25 protein-coding genes and 1 pseudogene are annotated in these 20,042 nt (G+C 73.6%); 9 read left to right on the top strand and 17 right to left on the bottom strand.

Going from position 1 to position 20,042, the window contains the following annotated elements; all coding sequences use genetic code 11:
* Window positions 1-4: 4 nt before the first annotated feature.
* The 12 genes and pseudogenes from smpB to LG379_RS07475 form a co-directional block, all read right to left on the bottom strand.
* On the bottom strand, window positions 5-478 hold the full coding sequence (gene smpB / locus LG379_RS07420) for an SsrA-binding protein SmpB (RefSeq protein ID WP_225753956.1): 474 nt from the start codon (window positions 476-478) through the stop codon (window positions 5-7).
* Between the two features lie 48 nt (window positions 479-526).
* Window positions 527-2,005, bottom strand: a complete 1,479-nt coding sequence (locus tag LG379_RS07425) for a M23 family metallopeptidase (protein ID WP_225753957.1) — start codon at window positions 2,003-2,005, stop codon at window positions 527-529.
* Window positions 2,006-2,010: 5 nt separating this feature from the next.
* Window positions 2,011-2,925, bottom strand: a complete 915-nt coding sequence (gene ftsX, locus LG379_RS07430; RefSeq protein ID WP_225753958.1) for a permease-like cell division protein FtsX — start codon at window positions 2,923-2,925, stop codon at window positions 2,011-2,013.
* 10 nt (window positions 2,926-2,935) lie between these two features.
* Complete coding sequence (gene ftsE, locus LG379_RS07435; protein WP_225753959.1) at window positions 2,936-3,625, bottom strand: cell division ATP-binding protein FtsE; 690 nt, start codon at window positions 3,623-3,625, stop codon at window positions 2,936-2,938.
* 133 nt (window positions 3,626-3,758) lie between these two features.
* The gene (gene prfB / locus LG379_RS07440; RefSeq protein WP_225753960.1) at window positions 3,759-4,874 is read right to left on the bottom strand and encodes a peptide chain release factor 2; all 1,116 of its coding nucleotides are present in this window, start codon (window positions 4,872-4,874) and stop codon (window positions 3,759-3,761) included.
* 79 nt (window positions 4,875-4,953) lie between these two features.
* Complete coding sequence (locus LG379_RS07445; protein WP_225753961.1) at window positions 4,954-5,454, bottom strand: pilus assembly protein TadG-related protein; 501 nt, start codon at window positions 5,452-5,454, stop codon at window positions 4,954-4,956.
* The gene (locus tag LG379_RS07450; RefSeq protein WP_225753962.1) at window positions 5,451-5,939 is read right to left on the bottom strand and encodes a pilus assembly protein; all 489 of its coding nucleotides are present in this window, start codon (window positions 5,937-5,939) and stop codon (window positions 5,451-5,453) included. The genes LG379_RS07445 and LG379_RS07450 overlap by 4 nt, the downstream gene beginning before the upstream one ends.
* Complete coding sequence (locus tag LG379_RS07455; RefSeq protein WP_225753963.1) at window positions 5,936-6,325, bottom strand: TadE/TadG family type IV pilus assembly protein; 390 nt, start codon at window positions 6,323-6,325, stop codon at window positions 5,936-5,938. The genes LG379_RS07450 and LG379_RS07455 overlap by 4 nt, the downstream gene beginning before the upstream one ends.
* Window positions 6,303-6,500 (bottom strand): hypothetical protein, encoded by a 198-nt coding sequence (locus LG379_RS07460; protein ID WP_225753964.1) that lies wholly within the window; start codon window positions 6,498-6,500, stop codon window positions 6,303-6,305. Before LG379_RS07460 ends, LG379_RS07455 begins: the two co-directional genes overlap by 23 nt.
* Window positions 6,501-6,541: 41 nt before the next feature.
* Entirely contained in the window at window positions 6,542-7,501 is a 960-nt protein-coding gene (locus tag LG379_RS07465) for a type II secretion system F family protein (protein WP_225753965.1), read from the bottom strand.
* A complete protein-coding gene (locus LG379_RS07470) occupies window positions 7,498-8,358 on the bottom strand; it encodes a type II secretion system F family protein (protein WP_225753966.1) in 861 nt (286 codons plus the stop codon). The genes LG379_RS07465 and LG379_RS07470 overlap by 4 nt, the downstream gene beginning before the upstream one ends.
* A gap of 3 nt (window positions 8,359-8,361) precedes the next feature.
* Window positions 8,362-8,715 (bottom strand): annotated as a pseudogene (locus LG379_RS07475) (CpaF family protein); the annotation flags it as partial.
* Window positions 8,716-8,798: 83 nt separating this feature from the next.
* Between LG379_RS07475 and LG379_RS07480 the strand changes: the two are divergent.
* The 6 genes from LG379_RS07480 (at window position 8,799) to LG379_RS07505 (ending at window position 14,459) form a co-directional block, all read left to right on the top strand.
* Window positions 8,799-10,247, top strand: a complete 1,449-nt coding sequence (locus LG379_RS07480; RefSeq protein ID WP_225753967.1) for a recombinase family protein — start codon at window positions 8,799-8,801, stop codon at window positions 10,245-10,247.
* A 644-nt stretch (window positions 10,248-10,891) separates the two neighbouring features.
* On the top strand, window positions 10,892-11,761 hold the full coding sequence (locus LG379_RS07485; protein WP_225753968.1) for a hypothetical protein: 870 nt from the start codon (window positions 10,892-10,894) through the stop codon (window positions 11,759-11,761).
* A 164-nt stretch (window positions 11,762-11,925) separates the two neighbouring features.
* On the top strand, window positions 11,926-12,228 hold the full coding sequence (locus tag LG379_RS07490; RefSeq protein WP_225753969.1) for a hypothetical protein: 303 nt from the start codon (window positions 11,926-11,928) through the stop codon (window positions 12,226-12,228).
* Between the two features lie 456 nt (window positions 12,229-12,684).
* Entirely contained in the window at window positions 12,685-13,638 is a 954-nt protein-coding gene (locus LG379_RS07495) for a hypothetical protein (protein WP_225753970.1), read from the top strand.
* Window positions 13,639-13,732: 94 nt separating this feature from the next.
* Entirely contained in the window at window positions 13,733-14,002 is a 270-nt protein-coding gene (locus LG379_RS07500) for a hypothetical protein (RefSeq protein WP_225753971.1), read from the top strand.
* A gap of 169 nt (window positions 14,003-14,171) precedes the next feature.
* The gene (locus LG379_RS07505; protein ID WP_225753972.1) at window positions 14,172-14,459 is read left to right on the top strand and encodes a hypothetical protein; all 288 of its coding nucleotides are present in this window, start codon (window positions 14,172-14,174) and stop codon (window positions 14,457-14,459) included.
* Here the strand turns inward: LG379_RS07505 and LG379_RS07510 are convergent.
* Entirely contained in the window at window positions 14,456-14,932 is a 477-nt protein-coding gene (locus LG379_RS07510) for a hypothetical protein (protein WP_225753973.1), read from the bottom strand. The genes LG379_RS07505 and LG379_RS07510 overlap by 4 nt on opposite strands.
* Window positions 14,933-15,111: 179 nt before the next feature.
* Between LG379_RS07510 and LG379_RS07515 the strand changes: the two genes are divergently transcribed.
* Genes LG379_RS07515 through LG379_RS07525 form a run of 3 tightly spaced genes read left to right on the top strand, consistent with a single transcriptional unit; the run spans window position 15,112 to window position 15,943 of the window.
* Window positions 15,112-15,303 (top strand): hypothetical protein, encoded by a 192-nt coding sequence (locus LG379_RS07515; protein ID WP_225753974.1) that lies wholly within the window; start codon window positions 15,112-15,114, stop codon window positions 15,301-15,303.
* 2 nt (window positions 15,304-15,305) lie between these two features.
* A complete protein-coding gene (locus LG379_RS07520; protein ID WP_225753975.1) occupies window positions 15,306-15,713 on the top strand; it encodes a hypothetical protein in 408 nt (135 codons plus the stop codon).
* On the top strand, window positions 15,710-15,943 hold the full coding sequence (locus LG379_RS07525) for a hypothetical protein (protein ID WP_225753976.1): 234 nt from the start codon (window positions 15,710-15,712) through the stop codon (window positions 15,941-15,943). The genes LG379_RS07520 and LG379_RS07525 overlap by 4 nt, the downstream gene beginning before the upstream one ends.
* Window positions 15,944-16,188: 245 nt before the next feature.
* On the opposite strand, the gene LG379_RS07530 is transcribed toward LG379_RS07525, so the two are convergent.
* The 4 genes from LG379_RS07530 to LG379_RS07545 form a co-directional block, all read right to left on the bottom strand.
* Window positions 16,189-16,848 (bottom strand): hypothetical protein, encoded by a 660-nt coding sequence (locus tag LG379_RS07530; protein ID WP_225753977.1) that lies wholly within the window; start codon window positions 16,846-16,848, stop codon window positions 16,189-16,191.
* A 329-nt stretch (window positions 16,849-17,177) separates the two neighbouring features.
* Entirely contained in the window at window positions 17,178-17,819 is a 642-nt protein-coding gene (locus tag LG379_RS07535; RefSeq protein WP_225753978.1) for a DUF4145 domain-containing protein, read from the bottom strand.
* A complete protein-coding gene (locus LG379_RS07540) occupies window positions 17,726-18,769 on the bottom strand; it encodes a CpaF family protein (protein ID WP_225753979.1) in 1,044 nt (347 codons plus the stop codon). Before LG379_RS07540 ends, LG379_RS07535 begins: the two co-directional genes overlap by 94 nt.
* A 160-nt stretch (window positions 18,770-18,929) precedes the next feature.
* Complete coding sequence (locus LG379_RS07545; RefSeq protein ID WP_225753980.1) at window positions 18,930-19,892, bottom strand: DUF4349 domain-containing protein; 963 nt, start codon at window positions 19,890-19,892, stop codon at window positions 18,930-18,932.
* Window positions 19,893-20,042 lie beyond the last annotated feature (150 nt).

Below are 20,042 nucleotides of genomic sequence, written 5' to 3' on the forward strand. Positions count from 1 at the left end.
GGGCTCAGGCCCGTTGCTTGCGCACGCTCATCGCGGCCTGCGCCTCACGCAGCTCCTGCCTCTCGCGCAGGGCGTGCCGCTTGTCGTACTCCTTCTTGCCTCGCGCCAGCGCGATCTCGACCTTGGCGCGCCCGTCGACGAAGTACAGGGCCAGCGGGACGATCGTGTGCCCCTTCGCCGACGACTCCCGCTCGAGCTCCTCGATCTGGCGGCGGTGCAGCAGCAGCTTGCGCTTGCGCCGGGGCGCGTGGTTCGTCCACGTGCCCTCGGTGTACTCGGGGATGTAGACGTTCTCCAGCCACGCCTCGCCGCGGTCCACGTCGACGTAGCCGTCCACGAGCGACGCCCGACCCGCCCGGAGGGCTTTGACCTCGGTACCCGTCAGCACGAGGCCCGCCTCGAACGTCTCGTCGATGTGGAAGTCGTGCCGCGCCTTCTTGTTCGACGCGACGAGCTTGCGTCCCGTCTCCTTGGCCATGCGGCAAGACTAACGACCGCGGCAGGCTGGGTCGCCGCAACGGTCGCGTCAGCGGGAGAGCATCGGCCACGGGTCGACGGTGCCGCCGTTGATGTAGGCCTCGAAGTGCAGGTGGCAGGCCGACGACGTGCCGGTGTTGCCGGAGTACCCCAGCAGCTGGCCGCGCGAGACGGTCTGGCCCGCGTCCACGGTCGAGCCCGACAGGTGGTTGTAGCTGGACATCAGCGACCGGTCGTCCCAGTAGCCGTGGTTGACCATGACCTGGTTGCCGTAGCCCTCGCGGTAGCGCGACCACACGACCTCACCGGACATCGCCGCGTAGATCGGGGTGCCGCACCACGTGCGGAGGTCGACCCCGGCGTGCAGCCGCCAGTAGCCGAGCACCGGGTGCAGACGGTTGCCGTAGTCCGACGTCTTGTACATCGGCTCGATGCTCGTGGGGTTGGTGAACGGCCGGCTCGTGGTCGAGGCGGGCGGGGGAGGAGGCGGCGGGGGCGCTGCCGGGGCGCCGCCACCTCCGCCACCACCGCCGCTCCCGCGGCTGGCGGCCGCCTCCCGGGCCTTGCGCTCGGCGTCCTCCCGTGCCTGACGCTCGGCCGCCTCCCGGGCCTTTCGCTCGGCCTCCTCCCGGGCACGCTGCTCCGCGATGATCCGCTGCCGCTCAGCCTCCTGCGCAGCGATGATCTGCTGCAGCTCCGTCTCCAGCTGAGCCCGCTGCTGCTCCAGCTCCGCGCGGCGGGCCAGCTGCTCGGCACGCTTGGACTCGATCGTCGCGATGCGCTCGGTCTCCTGCTGCTGCAGGCGCTCGAGCTCGACCTTGCGCGCCTCGGCCTGGGCCCGTGCCGCCTCGGCCTCGATGACCTTCGCGTCCGCCTCCGCCTTGAGCTGGACGATCTGCTCGCGCACGGCCGTCAGGCGCGCCTGCCGGTTGCGGTTGACACCGTTGATCTGCTCCAGGTCACGCAGGGCCTGGGTCTGCGCGCGCAGCGCGGTCGACGCGAGCTCGGACTGCTGGACGAACTCGTCGGTCGTCTTCGCGTCCAGCACGGCCGACAGCGCGGACGCGGCCATGTCGCCCTTGTAGGCGTCGCGGGCCATCTGGCCGATGGCGACGCGGATGTCATCGGCGCGGCCGGCGTCCGCGTCGATCTGGCCGGTGATGGTGGTCTCCTGCTCCTGGGCGACCGTGAGCCGCTCGGCGATGAGCTCGGCCTCCAGCTGCAGCTGCGCCAGCAGCGCCTCGGCGGCGGCGAGCTCCGCCTGCGCACCGGGGATCCGCGCCTGGATGTCCTGCAGCTCCTGCTGCGCCTGGAGCAGCTCGGCGTCGGTGTCCTCCAGGTCCGCGTGCAGGCCCTCGAGCGCGCCGTCGGTGGCGCGCTGCTGGTCCTCGGTGGTCCGGCGACGGTCGTCGAGGTCGTCGGCGGTCGCGGGCAGCGTCGTCGCGGTGAGCAGGCCGAGGCCCAGCAGCGCGACGACGACGCGCCGCAGCGTGGAGCGCGTCGTCGGGGGCGTCGTCGGGCGGGGCATGAACCTCACACCTTCGTGTATCGGCTGAGAGTGACCACGGATGAGATGGCGGCGAGCAGGATCGCGACGGCGACGAGCAGCGGGGCGATCGTCCAGACGGCATCCGTGCTGATGTACGGGACGAACTGCACCGACTGCGCGAGCCAGTCCTGGACGAGGTAGGTGACCCCGAACCACAGGCCGGCGACCGCGAGCGCCGCGCCGATCGTCGCCGCGATCGCGCCCTCCAGCATGAACGGCAGCTGGATGAAGAGGTTCGACGCGCCGACGAGGCGCATGATCCCCGTCTCCCGGCGGCGGCTCAGGGCGGACAGGCGGATCGTCGTCGTGATGAGCAGCACCGCGGACAGGAGCATGACGGCAGCGAGGCCGGCGGCGACGAGGCTCGCGCGGTTGAGGACGAGGATGAGCGGCTCGATGACCTGCCGCTGGTCGCGGACGACCTCCACCCCCTGGCGCCCGGTGAAGACGTCCGAGACGACCTGGTACTGCTCGGGGTCGACGAGCGCGACGCGGTAGGAGGCCTGGAGCTGGTCGGCGGTGACGCCGGCGGCCCACCACTCCTCGGCGAAGCGCTCCTGGAACGCGACGTACGCGTCCTCCTTGGACTCGAAGAACACCTCCTCGACGTACGGGTCGAGCGCCTCGCCCTCCAGCTCCGCGCCGATCGCCTCGATCTGCTCGGGCGTCGCCTCGCCCGCGGCGCACGTCGGCTGCTCGGACTGGGCGGGGCAGAGGAAGATCGAGACCTCGACGCGGTCGTACCAGTCGTCCTTCATCTGGTCGACCTGCACCTGCAGGAGGCCGGCGGCGCCGACGAACGTGAGGGACACGAAGGTCACGAGGATGACCGAGATGGTCATCGACAGGTTCCGACGCAGGCCGATGCCGAGCTCGGACAGGATGAACTGCAGTCTCATGGCATCCCCCTCAGCGGTCCGAGCCGTACACGCCGCGGGACTGGTCCCGGACCATCCGCCCGTTGTCGAGCTCGATGACGCGCTTGCGCATCTGGTCGACGATCTCGTCGTCGTGGGTGGCCATGACCACCGTGGTCCCGGTCCGGTTGATGCGGTCCAGCAGGCGCATGATCCCGACCGACGTGGTGGGGTCCAGGTTCCCGGTGGGCTCGTCGGCGAGCAGGATCGGGGGCCGGTTGACGAACGCGCGCGCGATCGCCACGCGCTGCTGCTCGCCACCGGACAGCTCGTGCGGGCGGCGCTTCTCCTTGCCGCCGAGTCCGACGAGCTCGAGCGTGTCGGGGACCGTCGTGAGGATGTGGTGCTTCGGCTTGCCGATGACCTGCAGGGCGAACGCCACGTTCTCGAAGACCGTCTTGTTGGGCAGCAGGCGGAAGTCCTGGAACACCGCGCCGATCTGCCGGCGCAGGTGCGGGACCTTCCACGTCGAGAGCGTCGACAGGTCCTTGCCCGCGACGAACACGCGTCCGGCGCTGGGGCGCTCCTCGCGCAGGACGAGGCGAAGGAAGGTGGACTTGCCGGAGCCGGAGGCCCCGACGAGGAACACGAACTCCCCGCGCTCGACCTCCAGCTCGACGTCGCCGAGCGCCGGCCGGGCGCCGCGCGCGTAGACCTTGGAGACGTTCTCGAATCGGATCACGTGAGAGCCAGTCGTCGGGGGCAGGGCACCGCTGGCGGGACCGGGCACGGCTGCGCGCGCACGAATCCCATCAGACCGTTTCGAGAGTAGGCAGACGGGACCGGAGGAACGGGCCGTGACACGCCGACGGGGCTCAGGCGGGCGACTGGCTCTGGTTGCGGCGCCAGCGGATGCCGGCCTCGATGAAGCCGTCGATGTCCCCGTCGAACACCGCCGACGGGTTGCCGACCTCGTGCTCGGTCCGCAGGTCCTTGACCATCTGGTAGGGCTGCAGGACGTAGGAGCGCATCTGGTCGCCCCAGCTCGCCTTGATGTCCCCGGCGAGCTCCTTCTTCTGCGCCTGCTCGGCCTCCTTCTGAAGCAGGAGCAGGCGCGACTGCAGCACGCGCAGGGCCGCGGCGCGGTTCTGGATCTGGGACTTCTCGTTCTGCATCGACACCACGGTCCCGGTGGGGATGTGGGTCAGCCGCACGGCGGAGTCGGTCGTGTTGACGGACTGACCGCCCGGGCCGGACGACCGGAACACGTCGACCTTGATCTCGTTCTCCGGGATGTCGATGTGGTCGGTGCCCTCGATGAGCGGCACGACCTCCACGGCGGCGAACGACGTCTGACGGCGTCCCTGGTTGTCGAAGGGCGAGATGCGCACGAGACGGTGCGTACCGGCCTCGACGGACAGGGTGCCGAACGCGTACGGCGCCTTGACCTCGAACGTCGCGGACTTCAGGCCAGCCTCCTCCGCGTAGGAGGTGTCCATGACGGTGGTGGGGTAGCCGTGCCGCTCGGCCCAGCGCAGGTACATGCGCATGAGCATCTCGGCGAAGTCGGCCGCGTCCACGCCGCCGGCGCCGGAGCGGATGGTGACGACGGCGTCGCGCTCGTCCCACTCGCCGGACAGCAGGGTGCGGACCTCGAGCGCGCCGAGGTCCTTCTTGATGCCCTCGAGCTCGGCGTCGGCGTCGGCGAGGGTGTCCGCGTCGTCCTCCTCCTGCGCCATCTGGACGAGGGTCTCGAGATCCTCGATGCGCTGGTCGAACGTCTCGATCCGCTCGAGCTCGCTCTGGGCGTGGGAGAGGGCGGAGGTGACCTTCTGCGCGGCGTCGGTGTCGTCCCACAGGTCGGGCGCGGAGGCCTGGTCGGACAGCTCGGCGATGCGCTCCCGCAACCGGTCGGGGTCGCTGACCGCCCGGATGGTCCCGAGGGTGCTCCGGAGGGCGGCGATCTCTGCGGGGAAGTCGGTGGCTGCCACGAGGGTCGAGGGTATCGCGCGGTGCCGGGCCCCCTCACCCGGCCGGGCTGCCGGCCCGGCCCTCGGAAGCGCCGCCGCCTCAGTCGGCGCGAGCCCGGGACGTCGCTCGGAGAGCGATCCCGTCGGACCACGCGGCGGTGACCCAGGAGATGAGCGGCGGGCGGGCGACGGCGCCGAGCGTCACCTCCGCGGTGCGGCCGTCCGTGCTCGTCCCGACAACCACGAGGCCGGTGAGCCGCGCGGCGCCCGGCGATCGCTCGAGGTGCTCCTGGACGGCTGTCCGGACAGCCGTCTCGGTGAGGACGACGAGCCCGTCGTCCGCAGTGGCGCGGGCGGGGTCGCGGCCGTAGTAGGCGTCCTCACCCATGCTGTCGGCGGCAGCGAGCGCGGCCTGGTCCGCCACCGCCAGGAGGCGCTTGCGCTCGAGGTGGACGCCCGACGCGGAGACGACGACGGTCACCAGCAGCAGCGCGATCACGGCGTAGCAGAGGCTCAGCAGCATGATCTGTCCGTCGTCGCCGCCGTGGTGCAGCAGGCGGCGCACGGGGCCGCCCGGCGCCGGGGCGCTGTCCGGGGTCACGGCCGCTCCCGGCTGCGGTAGTCGTCCACCGGCGCGGTGATGGTCGCACTGACCGGCACCGCGAGCGGCACGGCGTCGCGGACGAACCCGGGCACGCCGGGGAGGGCGACGTCGAGCGCCACCTCGACGGTGAGGGTGGTGCCGGGGCTGAGGCAGTCCGGCTCGCACCGGACCGTGAGGGCACCCGCGGCCAGTGCGGGGTCGAGCCCCTGGTCCTCGAGGGCGATCGCGACGGCCGCAGCGGCACGGGGACCGGCGTCGTCCGGGTCGGCGGTGACGACGGCGCGCGCTGCCTCGCGCGCCGCGCCGTCGACCGCGAAGGTCGCCGCCTGCACCGCCGCCGTGACCACGACGAGGTACACGAGCGGGACCAGCAGCACGACCGTCACGCCGAGGAACTCCACGACGGCGCTGCCCCTGTCGCCCTCCGCCGCGACGAGCCATCGGCGGAACCACGCCCGGATCCTGCCCACCGTGCCGGTCACGGTCCCTCCGCCAGGGCGTGGCCGTCGACGCTCAGAACGCCGCCGGGTCCCAGCAGGCCCAGCACGGGCAGGGGCGCGGAGACCTCCACCCGTACCACGTCCAGGCCCTGCACCACGGCGCGTGAGCCCTCGACGTCCTCGGCGAACCGGGGGGAGAGCGACATGGCGACGAGCTCCCGGGTGCGGGCGGCACCGTCCGCGGCCGTGCGGTCGGCGAGGGCGCCGTACCGGGCCCCTTCGGCTGCGCAGTCGACGAGGGTGGCGCGCACGTGCAGGGCCAGGGCCACCTGCAGCACCCCGAGGAAGACGACGGTGGTCAGCAGGCTGACGAGGACGAACCCGACGACGGCCGAGCCGGCGTCGTCAGCCGCCGACCGAGGTGACACGGCTGATGGCCTGCTCGAACACGGCCGCCAGTGCGTCGCCCGCCAGGGCCCACAGCATCACCACCAGCCCGGCGGTCATGAGCGTGACGAGCACCCAGCCCGGCACGTCACCGCGTTCCGGGTCGTCCTCGTGCGACGACCTGATCACGGGTCGGATGTGGTGCGGGTGCGGCATGGTTCCTCCTCGGTCGGCGGGCGGTTCGGTCGCTACGGCGGTCACAGGTCGAGGCGCAGGGCGATCAGCCGGGGGAAGACGGCGAAGAGGACCGTGACCGGCAGGACGAGGAAGACGACCGGGACGAGCATCGCCACCTCTTTGCGCCCTCCGGCCTCCATGAGCTCCCGGCGCCCCGCCTCACGGACGTCCTGGGCCTGCGCCCGCAGCACGTCCGCCAGGGGCGTGCCACGGTCCACCGCGACGGCGATGGCCTCGCTGAACCGGGCGAGCGGGACGAGCCCCGTCCGGTCAGCCAGGGCGTCCAGCGCAGCCGTCAGAGAGCCTCCGGCGCGGACGTCGGCGACCACCACTGCGATCTCGGCGCTCAGCTCGCCCCGCGCCGTCCGGCTCACCCGGTCCAGCGCCCCGAGCGCGCCCTCGCCGGCTGCCACGGCGAGCGCGAGCAGCTCGGCGACGGTCGGCAGCTCCGCCATGAGGACGCGCTCGCGCCGTCGCGCCTGCTGCGCCAGGCGCTGGTCGCTGACCACCAGTCCGGCGGCCGCCGCCGCGACCACGAGCACCACACCGGCGACCGCGGAGGTCCCTCGGGCGGCAGCCAGCACGATGGCGGCGGCGAGCCCGGCGGCCGCGCCGACGACGGCCAGGACGACCTGCTCGGCGCGGAGCTCCTCGACGGTCTGGCGGCGGCCCGCGCGGACGAGGCGGCGTTGCAGGTCGCCCGTCGAGGAGCCGTGACGTTCGACGAGCCGCACGGCGTCCTGCATGAGCGGCGCGAGCAGTCTGGCGAGGACCGGGAACGGGGACCGCGCCGGTGCCTGCTCCAGCAGGCGCGAGCCGCTCGGCCGACGGCGCAGGTACGGGGCCAGGCGCTGGTCCAGCGTCGGTGTCCGAGCGCGGACGCGCGCCACGACGAGGCAGCCGCCGAGGGCGGCGAGTGCGCCGAGGAGACCCCCGACGAGTGCGGGTGACGTGTCGACGAGCTGCACGAGCGCTGTCATCGGAGCACCCTCACGTCCTCGGGGAGACGGGCTACCCGGAGCATCAGCTGGTACGCGACCACCGTGGACGCCCCGCCGGCGGCGAGGACGAGCGCCCCGGTCGCCGTCCCGTACGCGGCGGCTGCCCCCGGCCGCGTGGTCAGCAGCGCCAGCACGACCCAGGGCGCGGTGGCCGCCAGCCGTGCGGCGTTGACCGTCCAGCTCTGGCGTGCCTCCAGCTCGCCACGCGTGCGCAGGTCCTCGCGCAGGAAGTGCGACAGCGTCCGCAGCAGGCGTCCCAGGTCGCTGCCGCCGACGTCGCGCGTGAGGCGCAGCGCTTCCACGATGCGGTCCGCGACCGGGTCCGCGAGACGGGCCTTGAGGGCGTCGAGGCAGTCGCCGAATCGCCCCGTCACGCGGTGGTCCTCCGCGAAGGCCCGGAACGCCGGGCGCAGCTCCTCCGGCCCCCGCTGGCCGAGCTGCCCCAGGGCCTCCGGCAGCGACAGCCCTGCCCGGATGCCCGACGCGAGGTGGTCGACCACTTCCGGCCACACCTCACGCAACGCCGCCCGCCGTCGTCGGGCGCGGGCACGCACCAGGCTCAGCGGGGCGCCGGCGGCGAGCACCGCGAAGCACATCCCCACCGCCGGGACGCCGGAGACGGCGGTGACGGTCACGAACACCACGACGGCGACCAGTGCGCTGAGTCCGACCAGACCTCCTGCCGACACGCCGGTGACGCCCGCCTGGACGAGGAGGTCGGTGAGCCGGTCGGTCCACCGGCGGGCAGGCGCGGGTCCGGACGGCGGGTCGGACGTCACCGCCCACAGCAGCAGGCACAGACCTGCCCCCAGCACCAGACCGGCGACCACGCCCACCGCTCAGGCCCCCTGCCCGCGCAGGAGCGCGACGACGTCGCACCCCGTGCGCTCGAAGCGCTCGGGATGGGGCGGGAACCCGTCGGCGCGGACCAGCGCGCCGGCTCGTCGGTGGAAGACATCGCTCGTCTCCACCACACCGTTCTCGACCCGACCGGGCACCGCGACGATCTCGCGCGTGCGCCGACGGCCCGAGGAGTCCAGGTCGAGGTGGACGACCAGGTCGATGGCGGCCGCGACCGTCGGGACGACGAACTGCGCGGAGACGTTCTCACCGGCGAGCAGCGGCAGCGTGCACAGCTTGGTGAGCGCCTCCCGCGCGCTGTTGGCGTGGAGCGTGCACATGCCCGGCACGCCGAAGCCTACGAATGGCACATGAGCAGCCGGGAGTGCCCGGCCTACTCCTCCCTGGCCGAACCCGACCCGCCAGGAGGCTCACGATGACCACCGCACCGCACCGACGCGCCGCCCTCTACCTGCGCCTCTCGGAGAAGTCCGAGGAGTCGACGTCGATCGACCGGCAGGAGGCTGACCTCCGCCACCACGCCGAGCGCGAGGGCTGGGAGATCGCTGAGGTGCTCGTCGACGAAGGGATTTCCGGCCGCCGCTCACGCGAGCGCGCCGATCGCGCCGTCGCCATGCTCCGCTCGGGAGAGGTCGACGTCCTGGCCGTCTGGAAGTTCGATCGGTTCTCGCGCCAGGGTCTCGGCGCGCTCGGCCGCCTCATTGAGGCGCTCGACGAGCGGCCCGCGGCGCGCTTCGTCGCCCTGAAGGACGGCCTCTCGTCCGACGCCCCCGCGTGGCGGATCGTCGCGTCTGTCCTCGCCGAGGTCGCCCGCATGGAAGCCGAGAACACCTCGACGCGCGTCTCTTCGTCCGTTGCTGCACTCCGCCGGGCGGGCCGTTTCGCGGGCGGTACGCCGCCGATCGGCTACACGTCGACCCCGGCGCCCGACGGCCCCGGGCGCGTCCTCGTGCCGGACCCCGTCGCGGCGCCCGTGCTGCGTGAGGCAGCCGAGCGAATCGTGGCGGGGGAGTCGGCGTACTCGGTGACGCAGAGTCTCAACGCCTCCGGCGTCCGCCCGCCTCGCGCGAAGTCGTGGAGCGTCCAGGCGCTCACTCAGGCCCTCGCGGGCCACGCGATCGTCGGGCGCGTGAAGGTGAAGGGCGAGATCCTCACCGACGCGGACGGCGTCCCGCTCCAGGTCTGGGAGCCGGTCCTCCCGCTCGACGTCTGGCGCACGGTCGGCGCCACGCTTCGGGCGCGGAAGGCGAAGCGCGCGCCCGTCGGCCAGCGCGCCTCGTCGCGCTCGCGGCTCCTCTCTGGCGTCGCTTCCTGCGCGGCGTGCGGCGGTCCGCTCTACGTCCGCCCCGGCGGTGAGGCCCGAGCGACGGTCTACGCCTGCGGTGCCCGCTCGAACGGGCGCCCGTGCCCCGGGACCGCCGTCACGGCGGAGCGCCTCGAAGAGCACGTCGCGAGCGCGTTCCTCGGGCTCTTCGGCTCATGGGCCGTCACAGCGCCGCGTGAGGTCGAGGCGCCCACGCTCGCGCTAGCAGAGGTCGAGGAGGCGATCGCGGCGACGACGGACGCCATGCGCGTGCGAGGCGCCGACCGCGCGGTCCTCCTGGCGCGCCTTGACGCGCTCGACGCCCGCCGCGAGGTCCTTGTCGCCTCGGCGGCTCGTCCCGCCGAGGTTGAGTACGTCGACACGGGGGAGACGATGCGGGAGGTCTGGGACCGCGGCGACACGCTCGCGCGCCGCGACCTCCTCACGTCGGCGATCGAGTACGTCGCCGTGTCGAAGGGCAAGCGGGGCGCCCACGGCCTGGACCCGGCGCGCGTTGAGATCGGCTGGCGCTTCGACGAGGTGGCAGCAGAGGCGGCGTGAGCAGCCCGGCACACTCCTCCCATGGGACAAGAAGCGGCGTCGTCGCTTCTCCGAGGGGTCTGGAGGTGCTGCCGTGCGTTCGTGCGTCGTGTGCTCTGAGCCCTTCCCAGACGGCCGCCGTCCGCACGCTCTGACGTGCTCGGACCGCTGCCGCCACCGCCGCGCGTGGCTGCGCCGCCGGGACCTCCTCGACGCCGGGCGCGCTGCGCTCGGCCACTGGTCTCCAGGCCGCCCCGGAGGTGTGCGTGCCTCGTCCTAGCGGGCGGGGCGGCCTGATCTATACCCGGCCGCTTCAGCAACGGCCGATGAGTGCGCGTGTTGCTCCTGGCTTCGCACGCACGCCCCGCCGTGTCGCCTCAGGAGGGACACGGCGGCGCGGCCGGTCCGTCGTCGCTCTCTGGAAGGCGTCGACGGACCGGCCCGCGTAGGGCTCCTGGCAAGGCCCGGAGCCTCCTTCCCGCCAGCCCTCATCCCGTCCGCGCCAGGCGCGCGAGACGGCCCCTCTGCATGCCCTAGGGGCACTCCCGCGGCCAGGCGCCGCCCGAGCACGCCCGCCGCGAAGCCGCGGAACTCCACTCACTCATCCCCGCCGGACCCGAGAGCACCCTCTCGGCGCCCCGGCCCTCCTCACAGGAGTTCCCCTCATGGTTAACGCCCTTCTCACCTCCGACAAGATCGCCTCGGTCGCCGCCGCCCTCGTCGGCCAGGACCTCGGCCTCGCTGGGCTGGTCTATCGCGACGTCGACCGCGACCTCGGCGACGGCTCCGGCGACACCGTCAAGGTCCGCGTCCCCGGCGCCCTGGCCTCCCAGACCCGCGGCGTTCGCTCCCTCGACCCGCTGATCCGCGGCGAGATCCGCGAGCAGCACATCGCCGTGACCCTCACGGACGAGGTCTACGACCAGATCCCGCTCGCCCGCGGCACGCTCGACCTGGACCTCGTCGATTTCTCGAAGCAGATCCTCGTCCCGCAGGCCTCTGCGATCGTCCGACACATCGAGCGGACCGTCGCCGCAGCGATGAGCGCCACGCCGGAGACCACCACGATCACCTACGACCCGGCTGCCCCCGCGAAGACCTTCACGCAGATCCGTAAGGCCCTGCGCGACAACGGCGTGACCGCCGAGACTCCGCTCCTGGCGGCCGTCGGCTCCAGCGTCTACGGCGACCTCCTGGACGCCGAGGCCCTGGACGGCGACACGGTCCGCGGCTTCCGCGTCTACGAGTCGACCCGCCTCGCCGCCGAGGAGATCGTCGGCTTCGTCGAGCAGGCCTTCGCCCTGGCCGTGCGCGCGCCGATCGCCCCCGAGGGCGCCCCGTACAGCGCCAGCGTGAAGGAGGGCGGCTTCGCCCTGACCCACGTCCGCGCGTTCGATCCCACGATCGGCGCCGACACGTCCCTCGTGTCGACCCTCATCGGCTGCCGGGCGATGCCCCTCGCGGTCGACAACGAGGACGGCACCGTCACCCTCACGCCCCACGCGGGCGCCGTGCGCGTGGTGACCGCCGCCTGAGGTTCCCCGACCTCGGAGTGAGCAGCCGGGCTAGCCCCGGCCCACTCCACCCCTGCCCAGAGGACAGCCGAGCCCGAGCGCCCGGCCCGCCCCCGTCTGCCTCCCCGGCGGGCGGGGGCTCTCTCTCGCATCAGCTCCGTTCCGCACACACGAGAGGCCACGCCATGACCGCGTTCATCAGCCTGACCGAGAGCGAGCACGGCGACGTCCCCGTCGACTCCGGTCACCTCCTGATCGTCGACCCCTGCCACCTGCCGCCGGATCTCGTCGCCAGCCTCACCCGCCCGAACCGGCACGGCGTGACCGCCGCCGCCCTGGTCGCCACGCCGTCTGGTGACGGCCTCTATCCGGTGATCGGCGAGCGCGGCGCCCTGGTCGTGCTCGACCCGCACCACGACGACACTGATCCGGCGTCGTGGGGCGACGGTCGGGCCTACCGGGAGGTGGTGCTCGATGAGGTGCTCTGAGTGCCGCGCACCCCTGCCCGCCGACGCGGACCCCCGCCGGGTGACGTGCTCGGCGACCTGCCGCTCGGCGCGCAAGCGACGCCGCGACGCCGAGGAGGTCGCCCACCTGCGCGCGGCCGTCGCCGCCAGGGGCGGTCCGCACCCCCGACAGTGACGAAGTGACGCAAGTGATGGTCTTCTCAGTTCAGTTCTCAGCGCTCTCTCCCAGGGCCATGCACCCGATGCACCTTTGCACCCCGGTAGCCGCCTGACGTGGGAGAACGTGAGCCGGCCAATTCCGCCGGCTGCACCCACGAGGGCCAGAACTGCACCCCTGAGCGCTAGAACTGCACCACCTACTTAAAGACGCCGGGGAGGCTCCGCCTCCTGGCCCGGCCGGAGGCCGCTAGACCCTCCGAAGCCTCGCCCCGCATGCCCGCCCTCCCGGGCACCGCCCGCACCCCAGGAGACCCCACCATGCCCGGACTCACGCCCGCCGAAGAGGCGATTCGCCTCAACGAAGCCCGCGCCGCCCTGGCCGCCGACCGCGGCGAGCCCGCCCCGGCCCCGTGGCCCGTCCCGCACCCCGGCGGCCTCCTCGCCTGGGCCGACACCCCCACGTCCGGCCCCGGCCCGTTGCCGCCCCTGGAGACCCGCCGCACCCGCCGCGGAACCCACGGCCCGGACCACCTCGGCTGGCCCGTCGGCCTCCTGCCCGGCGCCCTCATCGCCGCCGACCTGACCGCCCGCGGCCTCGCGTTCGCTCGCGGCGCCGGGTACACCCTCCACGGCGATCGGATCTCCGTCGACCAGGCCGCCCGCATGGTCGCCGACGTCCTGGACGCCGCCGCCTTCCTCCTGCCCGACCCCCGCCTCGCCGCCCTGCGTCAGATCCGCGCCGTGCTCGGCGAGGAGAGCATGGCCGCTCGCCTGCGAGCCTGCGATGACGGCGACCGCGGCGAGATACCCGACGGCGTCGAGTTCCTCACTTGGGCGCGCGCCCTGGACACCTCCGGCCCGATGCGCGCGGCAACCGCCCTCGCCCTGGCCGACGCCACCGACGCCGACCGCGCCGAGGACACCCGCGAGACCGCCGCCGAGCGCGTCGCCCTGCGCCACGCCCTGCGGGCCACCGCCCAGGAGATCCGCGTCTCGGCCGCCGCGCGCCGTGGCGTGGTGGACCTCGTCCGCCCGCACCTCCGCCCGGCGACTCGGCCGGTCGACGCCACGGCCGCCGATGCCTTCCTCGCCCGCTTCGACGCCGAGACCACTCTCCGGCGCTCCGCCCTCGCCCCCGCCTACGCCGAAGCGGGCTCACCCGGCGCTCTGACGAAGACCGCCCTCCTGGCCGCCGCCGACGCCCGCTGGGGCACCCCCGCGCGCCTGCACGGCCACGTCACCTACCGCCCGGCCCGGACGGTCCGGCCATGACCACCGCGGCTCTCCTGGCGCGCCTGGCGGTCCTGGAGGCCCGCCTTGACCGCGCTCTCGCCCGCCCACCCCAGCCCACGACCGGAGGCCGCCCATGCCCGCCCACGGCCACCGCCTAACCCTCGACGGCGTCCAGCGCTACCACTCCGACCCGCTCTTCGACCGCCCGCGCCCGCCGCCCCGAATCCTCCCGGCGCCGCTGGCCCGCGGCGTCGCCGAGCGCCGCGCCGACGTCGCCGCCCGGCGTCGCCTCTCGACCATCTGGGACGACCCCGCCCATGCCACCGAGAAGGCCGATCTCCTGGCCCGCCTGAGCCGCCCCACCTGGCCCCGCTACCGCCCGCATGCAGAGAGGACCGACTGATGGAGCGCAACCGCTATGGCAACTGTCCGCCTCGGCGCCCGAACCTCGACGGCCCGCGAGCACGCCGCACCGCGGCCTATCGCTCGCCCTACGACGTCCCCCGCGGCACCCGCCCAGGCCGGATCCGCACACGCCCGCACACCCCCGCCCGCATCGAAGGAGACCCCCGATGATCCTCGACCCCGTCAACCACACCACCGCCCCCGCCTCGGCGGCCTTCCTGGAGACCGTGCGAGTGAAGTGCCCGGCCCTGAGCGGGTACGCCGACGCCGACCTCCTGGCGCTCGCCGGGGGGATCGCCACCCTCGGCTACGGCGGCGCGCACGCGGACGTCTGGAGCATTGGCCGCGAACTCGGGATGAGCGACCACGACTTCGGCGTCCTCGCCCGCGAGACGTTCGTGACGCTCTACCCGGTCGGAGCCGTCTCGCTCCCGGACGCGCCGTCAGGCTCCTAGCAGAACGCCTGCGCGAGCAGCGCCAGCACGGCGAAGATCGCACCGGCGATGACGTACCCCGTCGCCGCTTGCGCGTCTTCGTCGTGCTTGACGACCCGCGCCTCCAACGCCGCCCTTGCCGCCTCAAGGTCCGCGAGCCGCCGCGCGTGCTCCAGGTCCGTTTCGGCCAGGCGGTCAAGTTCCTTCCGCGTCGCCTGTATGTACCCGCGAAGGGCCTCGGCGAGGTGACTCGGCAGGGCGTAGCCGGAGGCCTCGCCAACTGCCGCGACGCTCCCGGCCGCGCTGCCGACGTGGACGGTCACCGAACGGTTGACGCCTAGTCTCGCGAGCGCTCGCCGGAGCGACGTCGAGAGCCACCGTCGAGCGCCGGTCCCGCCCTGCCGCACGCTCTCGCGGATCGCACCCAGCGCGAGCGCATTCGCGGCGACTGAGAGCACTGTGAAGACCACAGCGACCACCGTGTGCCATTCCACTCGCTGACGGTATCGACCCACGCGCCCTCCGCGACGTGCACCGCACACCGGTCAACCCTGGGGGCCTGCCCCCTCCCCGGGGGTGACCTCCGGCCCGAGACGGCATAGCGCCCGGCCATGCGTACCGGCATGCCGCTGGTCTTCCCCCATTTTCGCCCCACCCCGAGAGGAGGCCCTGCATGGCCTCGACCACCTGCGGCGAGTGCTGTCGGCGCTCCGTCTCGACGAGCGCCAGCACGTTCCCGTACTGCGGCACCCGCTGCGAGGAGGAGGCCGCCGAGCGCCGCGCCCGCCTGGCGCCGCTGACCGCCGACGGCGCCGCCGTCCCCGACCCTCGCCCGCGCCGCGCGGGCACGCTGAGAGGTTTCTGACGATGACCGACACCGCCACCCCGACCGGCGACGTTCTCGACGGCTGGAGCCTGCCGAAGGACTGGACCCAGGGCGCCTGCGACGTGTTCGCCGAGGTCCTGACCCAGCGCCCGGACCTCGCGGGCTCCGACCTCGCCTCGCTGGAGCACGCCTCCGCGCTCACCTCGGCGGCCGAGCGCCTCGACGCCGTCGCGCTCGCCGCTGGCATGGTCTCGACCGGCTCCACCGGGCAGACCGTCGTCCACCCGGCCGCCGTCGAGGCGCGCCTCGCCCGAACCGCCGCGGCACAGATTCTCGCCCGCCTGGCGCCGCCGTCGCCGTCCCACCGCCAGACCGCCAGCGAGCGGGGCCGCGCCGCCGCTCGCGCTCGCTGGGGCGGCTCCGGCTCCGTCCCGATCGGCCGCCGATGACGCGCCGCCCGGCCGTCGTCCGGCGCCCCACGGCCGACGCGGCGACGGTCCGCGCGCTCCCGGCGCTCGACGTCCCTCCGGGCGACCTCCGCGCCGCCTTCGACGTCGTCCGCGCTCACCCCGTCGTCGTCGAGGCCGCCCAGCACGCCCGCTCGCTCAACGAGCGCGAGACCCTCGCCGCTGCGCGCGCGTCGCTCGTCCGGCGCTCGTTGGCCGCCGCGAGCCGCTAGGCCTTTCCGGCGTCGCCGGGCGCCGCCGACGGCGCGTCGCGCCACCACTCGCCGTGCTCGGGGCAGATCCGGACAGACGTGTGCCCGGTATCCGTGATCGACCGCTCGTCCGCGGGGGAGACCCACACGCGCGTCCTACGCCCACACCAGCACTTCACGTCCTCGGACACTGTCGCTCCTCCGCTCCTGGCCCCTGGCCTCGCCCTTGTCGGCGGGGCCAGGGCCTTCCGTCTTTACCCCGCGGCTCAGGCCTCGGGCCGGTCCTCGACCACGACGCCGCCGAAGTCGACGACCCGGCCGCCTACCTCCGTCACCTGGAAGACGAGGAGCCGCCCGCGCGCGGGGTAGCGGATCACGGCCCCGCTCGCCGAGTGCGGCTTCCCGTTGTCGCCTCGGCGCCAGCGGAGACGACCGAGCACGCCCGCGCCGTCCGAGACGGTCCAACCGCGTTCGTCCTCCTCGACGACGAGGACGTCGTCGATGCGGACGGCCGCGACTCGCTCGCTCGGCTCCGGTCGCTTCGCGAGCCCCCACACGGGCGGCGTGCCCGCCGCGTAGAGCACCTCGGCGAGCGGAAGCCGCCGCCCGCGCACGACGAGGCCGTCGTCTCCAGTCGAGATCACCTGGACCGGCCGCACGGCGAGCCCGTCGGCGATCGGCGCTCCCTCGCCGAGCCAGGCAACGATCTCCGCGGGCCACGGGAGCGAGAGTCGCACGGCAGGCGCGCCCTGCACCGTCTCGACGACCCCTGACACGACAACGTAGAGCCCGCGTGCGGCGATCTCGCGGAGCGCCCTCCGCATCTCTTCGCCGCCGCCGTTCACCCATCCCACGCGCCGCCCGTCCGCATGAACCGCGACGGCACCGGACCAGTCGCGCGGCGGCTCGTCCGGGCTCAGCGCCATCGCTACGGCCGTCCCGACGGGGAGGCGTGGTGCCGATGCCTCACCTCCCTGGACGAGCCGCTCCATCCCTCCGGCGAACCTGACCGGCGCTGGCCGCGGTGCGGGCGTCGCTGCACGCCGCGAGAAGAGACCCATCCCTAAAGTCTGCCGCGTCAGCCGACGTCGCCAGCGTCCCGACTCACCGGGCGCCGCGCCGCGCGCGAGCACCGGCCAAGACAGAGCCCCGCCCCTCCCGACCGGAGGAGCGGGGCTCTTCGTCGTTTACACGCCCTCTCAGACGCCCCGCGCCGCGAGCGCCACCACGCAGACTCTTTGCGCGCGGACTCTCCTCACTTCTCGGGTGAACTGTCTCGACGCTCGATTGCGGACCGCGCCCCTTCCGGAAGGGACTCAAAGAGCGCATCCACCGTTGCCGCCCGCACGATCACCTGCTCTACGATGAGGTTGGTCAACGCGAAGAGGGCCGGAATGAGTCGCTCATCTTCGCTGGCCTCGATCTGCCCCGGATGAACGCTGTTGTTGCCGATGACCCGGACGACGTCCATCGCGCGGGACACGTCGGGATTCAGCCCTCGCCGTGAGAGGCGGCCGATCTTGTCGTGAAGCGACCCTGCGCCCGGTTCTAGACCGTCGACGAGGACCTGGAGTGCGAGCCTGAGCAGCGCCGCCGCGCTGCGAGGGGACACGGCGGACACGTTCCGCGCCTCCTCGTATAGACGACGCACGTCGTCGGGCATCCCCTCCAGCGGGGCGGCGCCTAGACGCACTCCCACGGGGACGACCATCTGTTCCTCTGACCACATGCTCCAGGCATCGCAGTGACTGCACTGCGCCGCGTCGAACTGGCTCGTATCCGACAAGCCGCCGCTGGAGTTTCTCAGGTATACGTCCGACCAGTGCTGCGCTGCGAAGGCGTCGCACGTCGGGCAATTGAACGCCGTGGCGTGGAACGCCGGAACCCGCTGAGACATGTCCGCGATGGTACGGCGCACGTCTCGGCAGATGTGCCATCATCATGATCCGGCACGCCGGCGTTCAGGGCGATGAGCATGTCGAGGCTCTCGGCCTCGCGGACCTCGCCGATGACGATCCGGCTGGGGCGCATCCGCAGCGCCTCCTTGACGAGCCGCCGCAGGGTGATCTCGCCCGCGCCCTCGAGGTTCGGCTGGCGGCACTGGAGCGCCACGACGTCGCGCGTCGGGACCTGCAGCTCGAAGACCTCCTCGCACGTGATGACGCGGTCGCGAGGCGGGATCGAGCCCGCCAACGCGTTCAGCGCGGTCGTCTTCCCCGCCTGCGTCGGTCCCGACACGAGGATGTTGAGCCCCGCGGCGACCGAGGCGTGGAGGAACCGGGCCGCGGCGGGGGTCAGCGAGCCGAGCGCGACGAGGTCCTCGAGCGTGGTGGCCCGCGCCACGAACTTGCGGATGTTGACGGCCCAGTGGCGGCGGGTCACGTCCGGGATGGCGACGTGGAGGCGTTCGCCGCCCGGCAGCGCCGCGTCGGCGAACGGGCTGGACAGGTCGAGACGGCGTCCGGACAGCCGAAGCATCCGCTCGACCAGGTCGCGGACCTGAGCCTCGGTCAGCAGTGTGGTCGTCAGCTCCGGCTGACCGCGACGGGCGACGAAGACCTGGCTCGGCTCATTGATCCAGATCTCCTCGACCTCGTCGTCGTCGAGGTACTGCTGCAGCGGACCGAGGCCGCCGACGGCGTCCTGAACCGCCTTGCGCGTGCCGACCGGGTCCGCCAGGGGCGGCACGTCACCGCGCAGAGCACGCCGGTCGTAGTCGGACAGCACCGCGGTGACGAGGTCGCCGAGCGAGCGTGGATCCGTGAGCGGGTCGATGCCGCGGCGGCGCACCAGCTCGCGCACCTCGTGCTCGACGAGCACGACCGCGTCCCCCTGCACGACAGTCATCCAGCCCCCTGTGCCCCCGGCGGCGCCCCCTGACGCCGCCCAGCGCCCATGGGGCGCGCGCCGAAACTAGCGCAGGTGCGCAGCGACGCGGGTGCCGGCGGACGAGGTGGACACAGCCCGCGGGGACGACACGGACGGGAGCGGCAGGGTGCCGCGTCGGTCAGTCGCGCGGCGCGTCGTCCTGCGCGGGGGCGCCGACGCCGACGGGGGCGGCCGGGGGAGGGGTAGCGACAGGTGACGCCGTTGTCGCCTGTCGCCGCATGCGGGACCGTAGCGCGATCACCAGGAGGGCGACCACACCGGCGGCCAGGGCCCACGGCAGGAGCACGCCGACCACGAGCAGGACGGTACCGACCGCCGTGACGAGGGACTCCCACCCGGTGCTCACGCCGCCCCAGAAGCCTGTCGCGGCGGGCTGGGGCACCGCGTCGGCGGTCCACATCTCGAGGCGGAACGTCGCCATCTCGACCCGGTCGGCGAGCAGGGCGCGCTGGGAGAGCAGCCGCTCGAGCTGCTCCTGCCGGTCGGTGAGCGTCTGCTCGGCCTCGATGACCGCCTGGGTCGTCGTCGCCTCGGCGAGCAGCACCTCGAGCCGCCCGACGGAGGTCTCGAGCGCGCGGACGCGGGCGTCGAGGTCCGTGACCTGGCCCGTGACGTCCGTGCTGGTCAGCTGGACGTCGCGGACCTCCCCGAACTGGCGCAGCTGCTCCAGGACCCGCGACACCTCGTCCGCCGGCACCCGCACGACCAGGCTCGCGGTCGAGTCGCCGTCCGGGTCGCTGCCCGCGCTCTCGACCCGCTCGGCGACCCGCCCGCCCGCGTGCTCGACGAGCAGCGCGGCGTCGTTCGCGGCGGCGCGCGGGTCCTCGACCTCCAGGACCACGGAGCCCTCCGTGACGACCTGCCGGGCCTCCGCGCCGAGATCCATGTCCGCCGCTTCGTCCCCGCCGCTCTCGCCGCCCGCGGCGTCGGACGAACCGCCGCCGTCGCTCGCCGCGACCTCCGCCGAGTCGGCGCCCGCGCCCGCCCCCGTGCAGCCGGCCAGCAGCGCCACGGCGAGGGCGGCGGCGGGCAGGGCAGCGGCCGATCGGCGAGGACGGCGCGGCAGGCGGGTGGTGCTCATACGGCCACGCTAGGGCGCGGAAGTCGTCCCATGCATCGTTCCGGGACATCGTGACGGGATCGATGCGCCAGGGGGCCGATGTGACCCTCCCGTGACCGGTCCGACGACGCGCTGTGACCCGGGCGGCGGCGTCCGCGAGCGCCCGACGAC

Source organism: Actinotalea sp. Marseille-Q4924, assembly GCF_916618755.1.
GTDB lineage: Bacteria > Actinomycetota > Actinomycetes > Actinomycetales > Cellulomonadaceae > Actinotalea.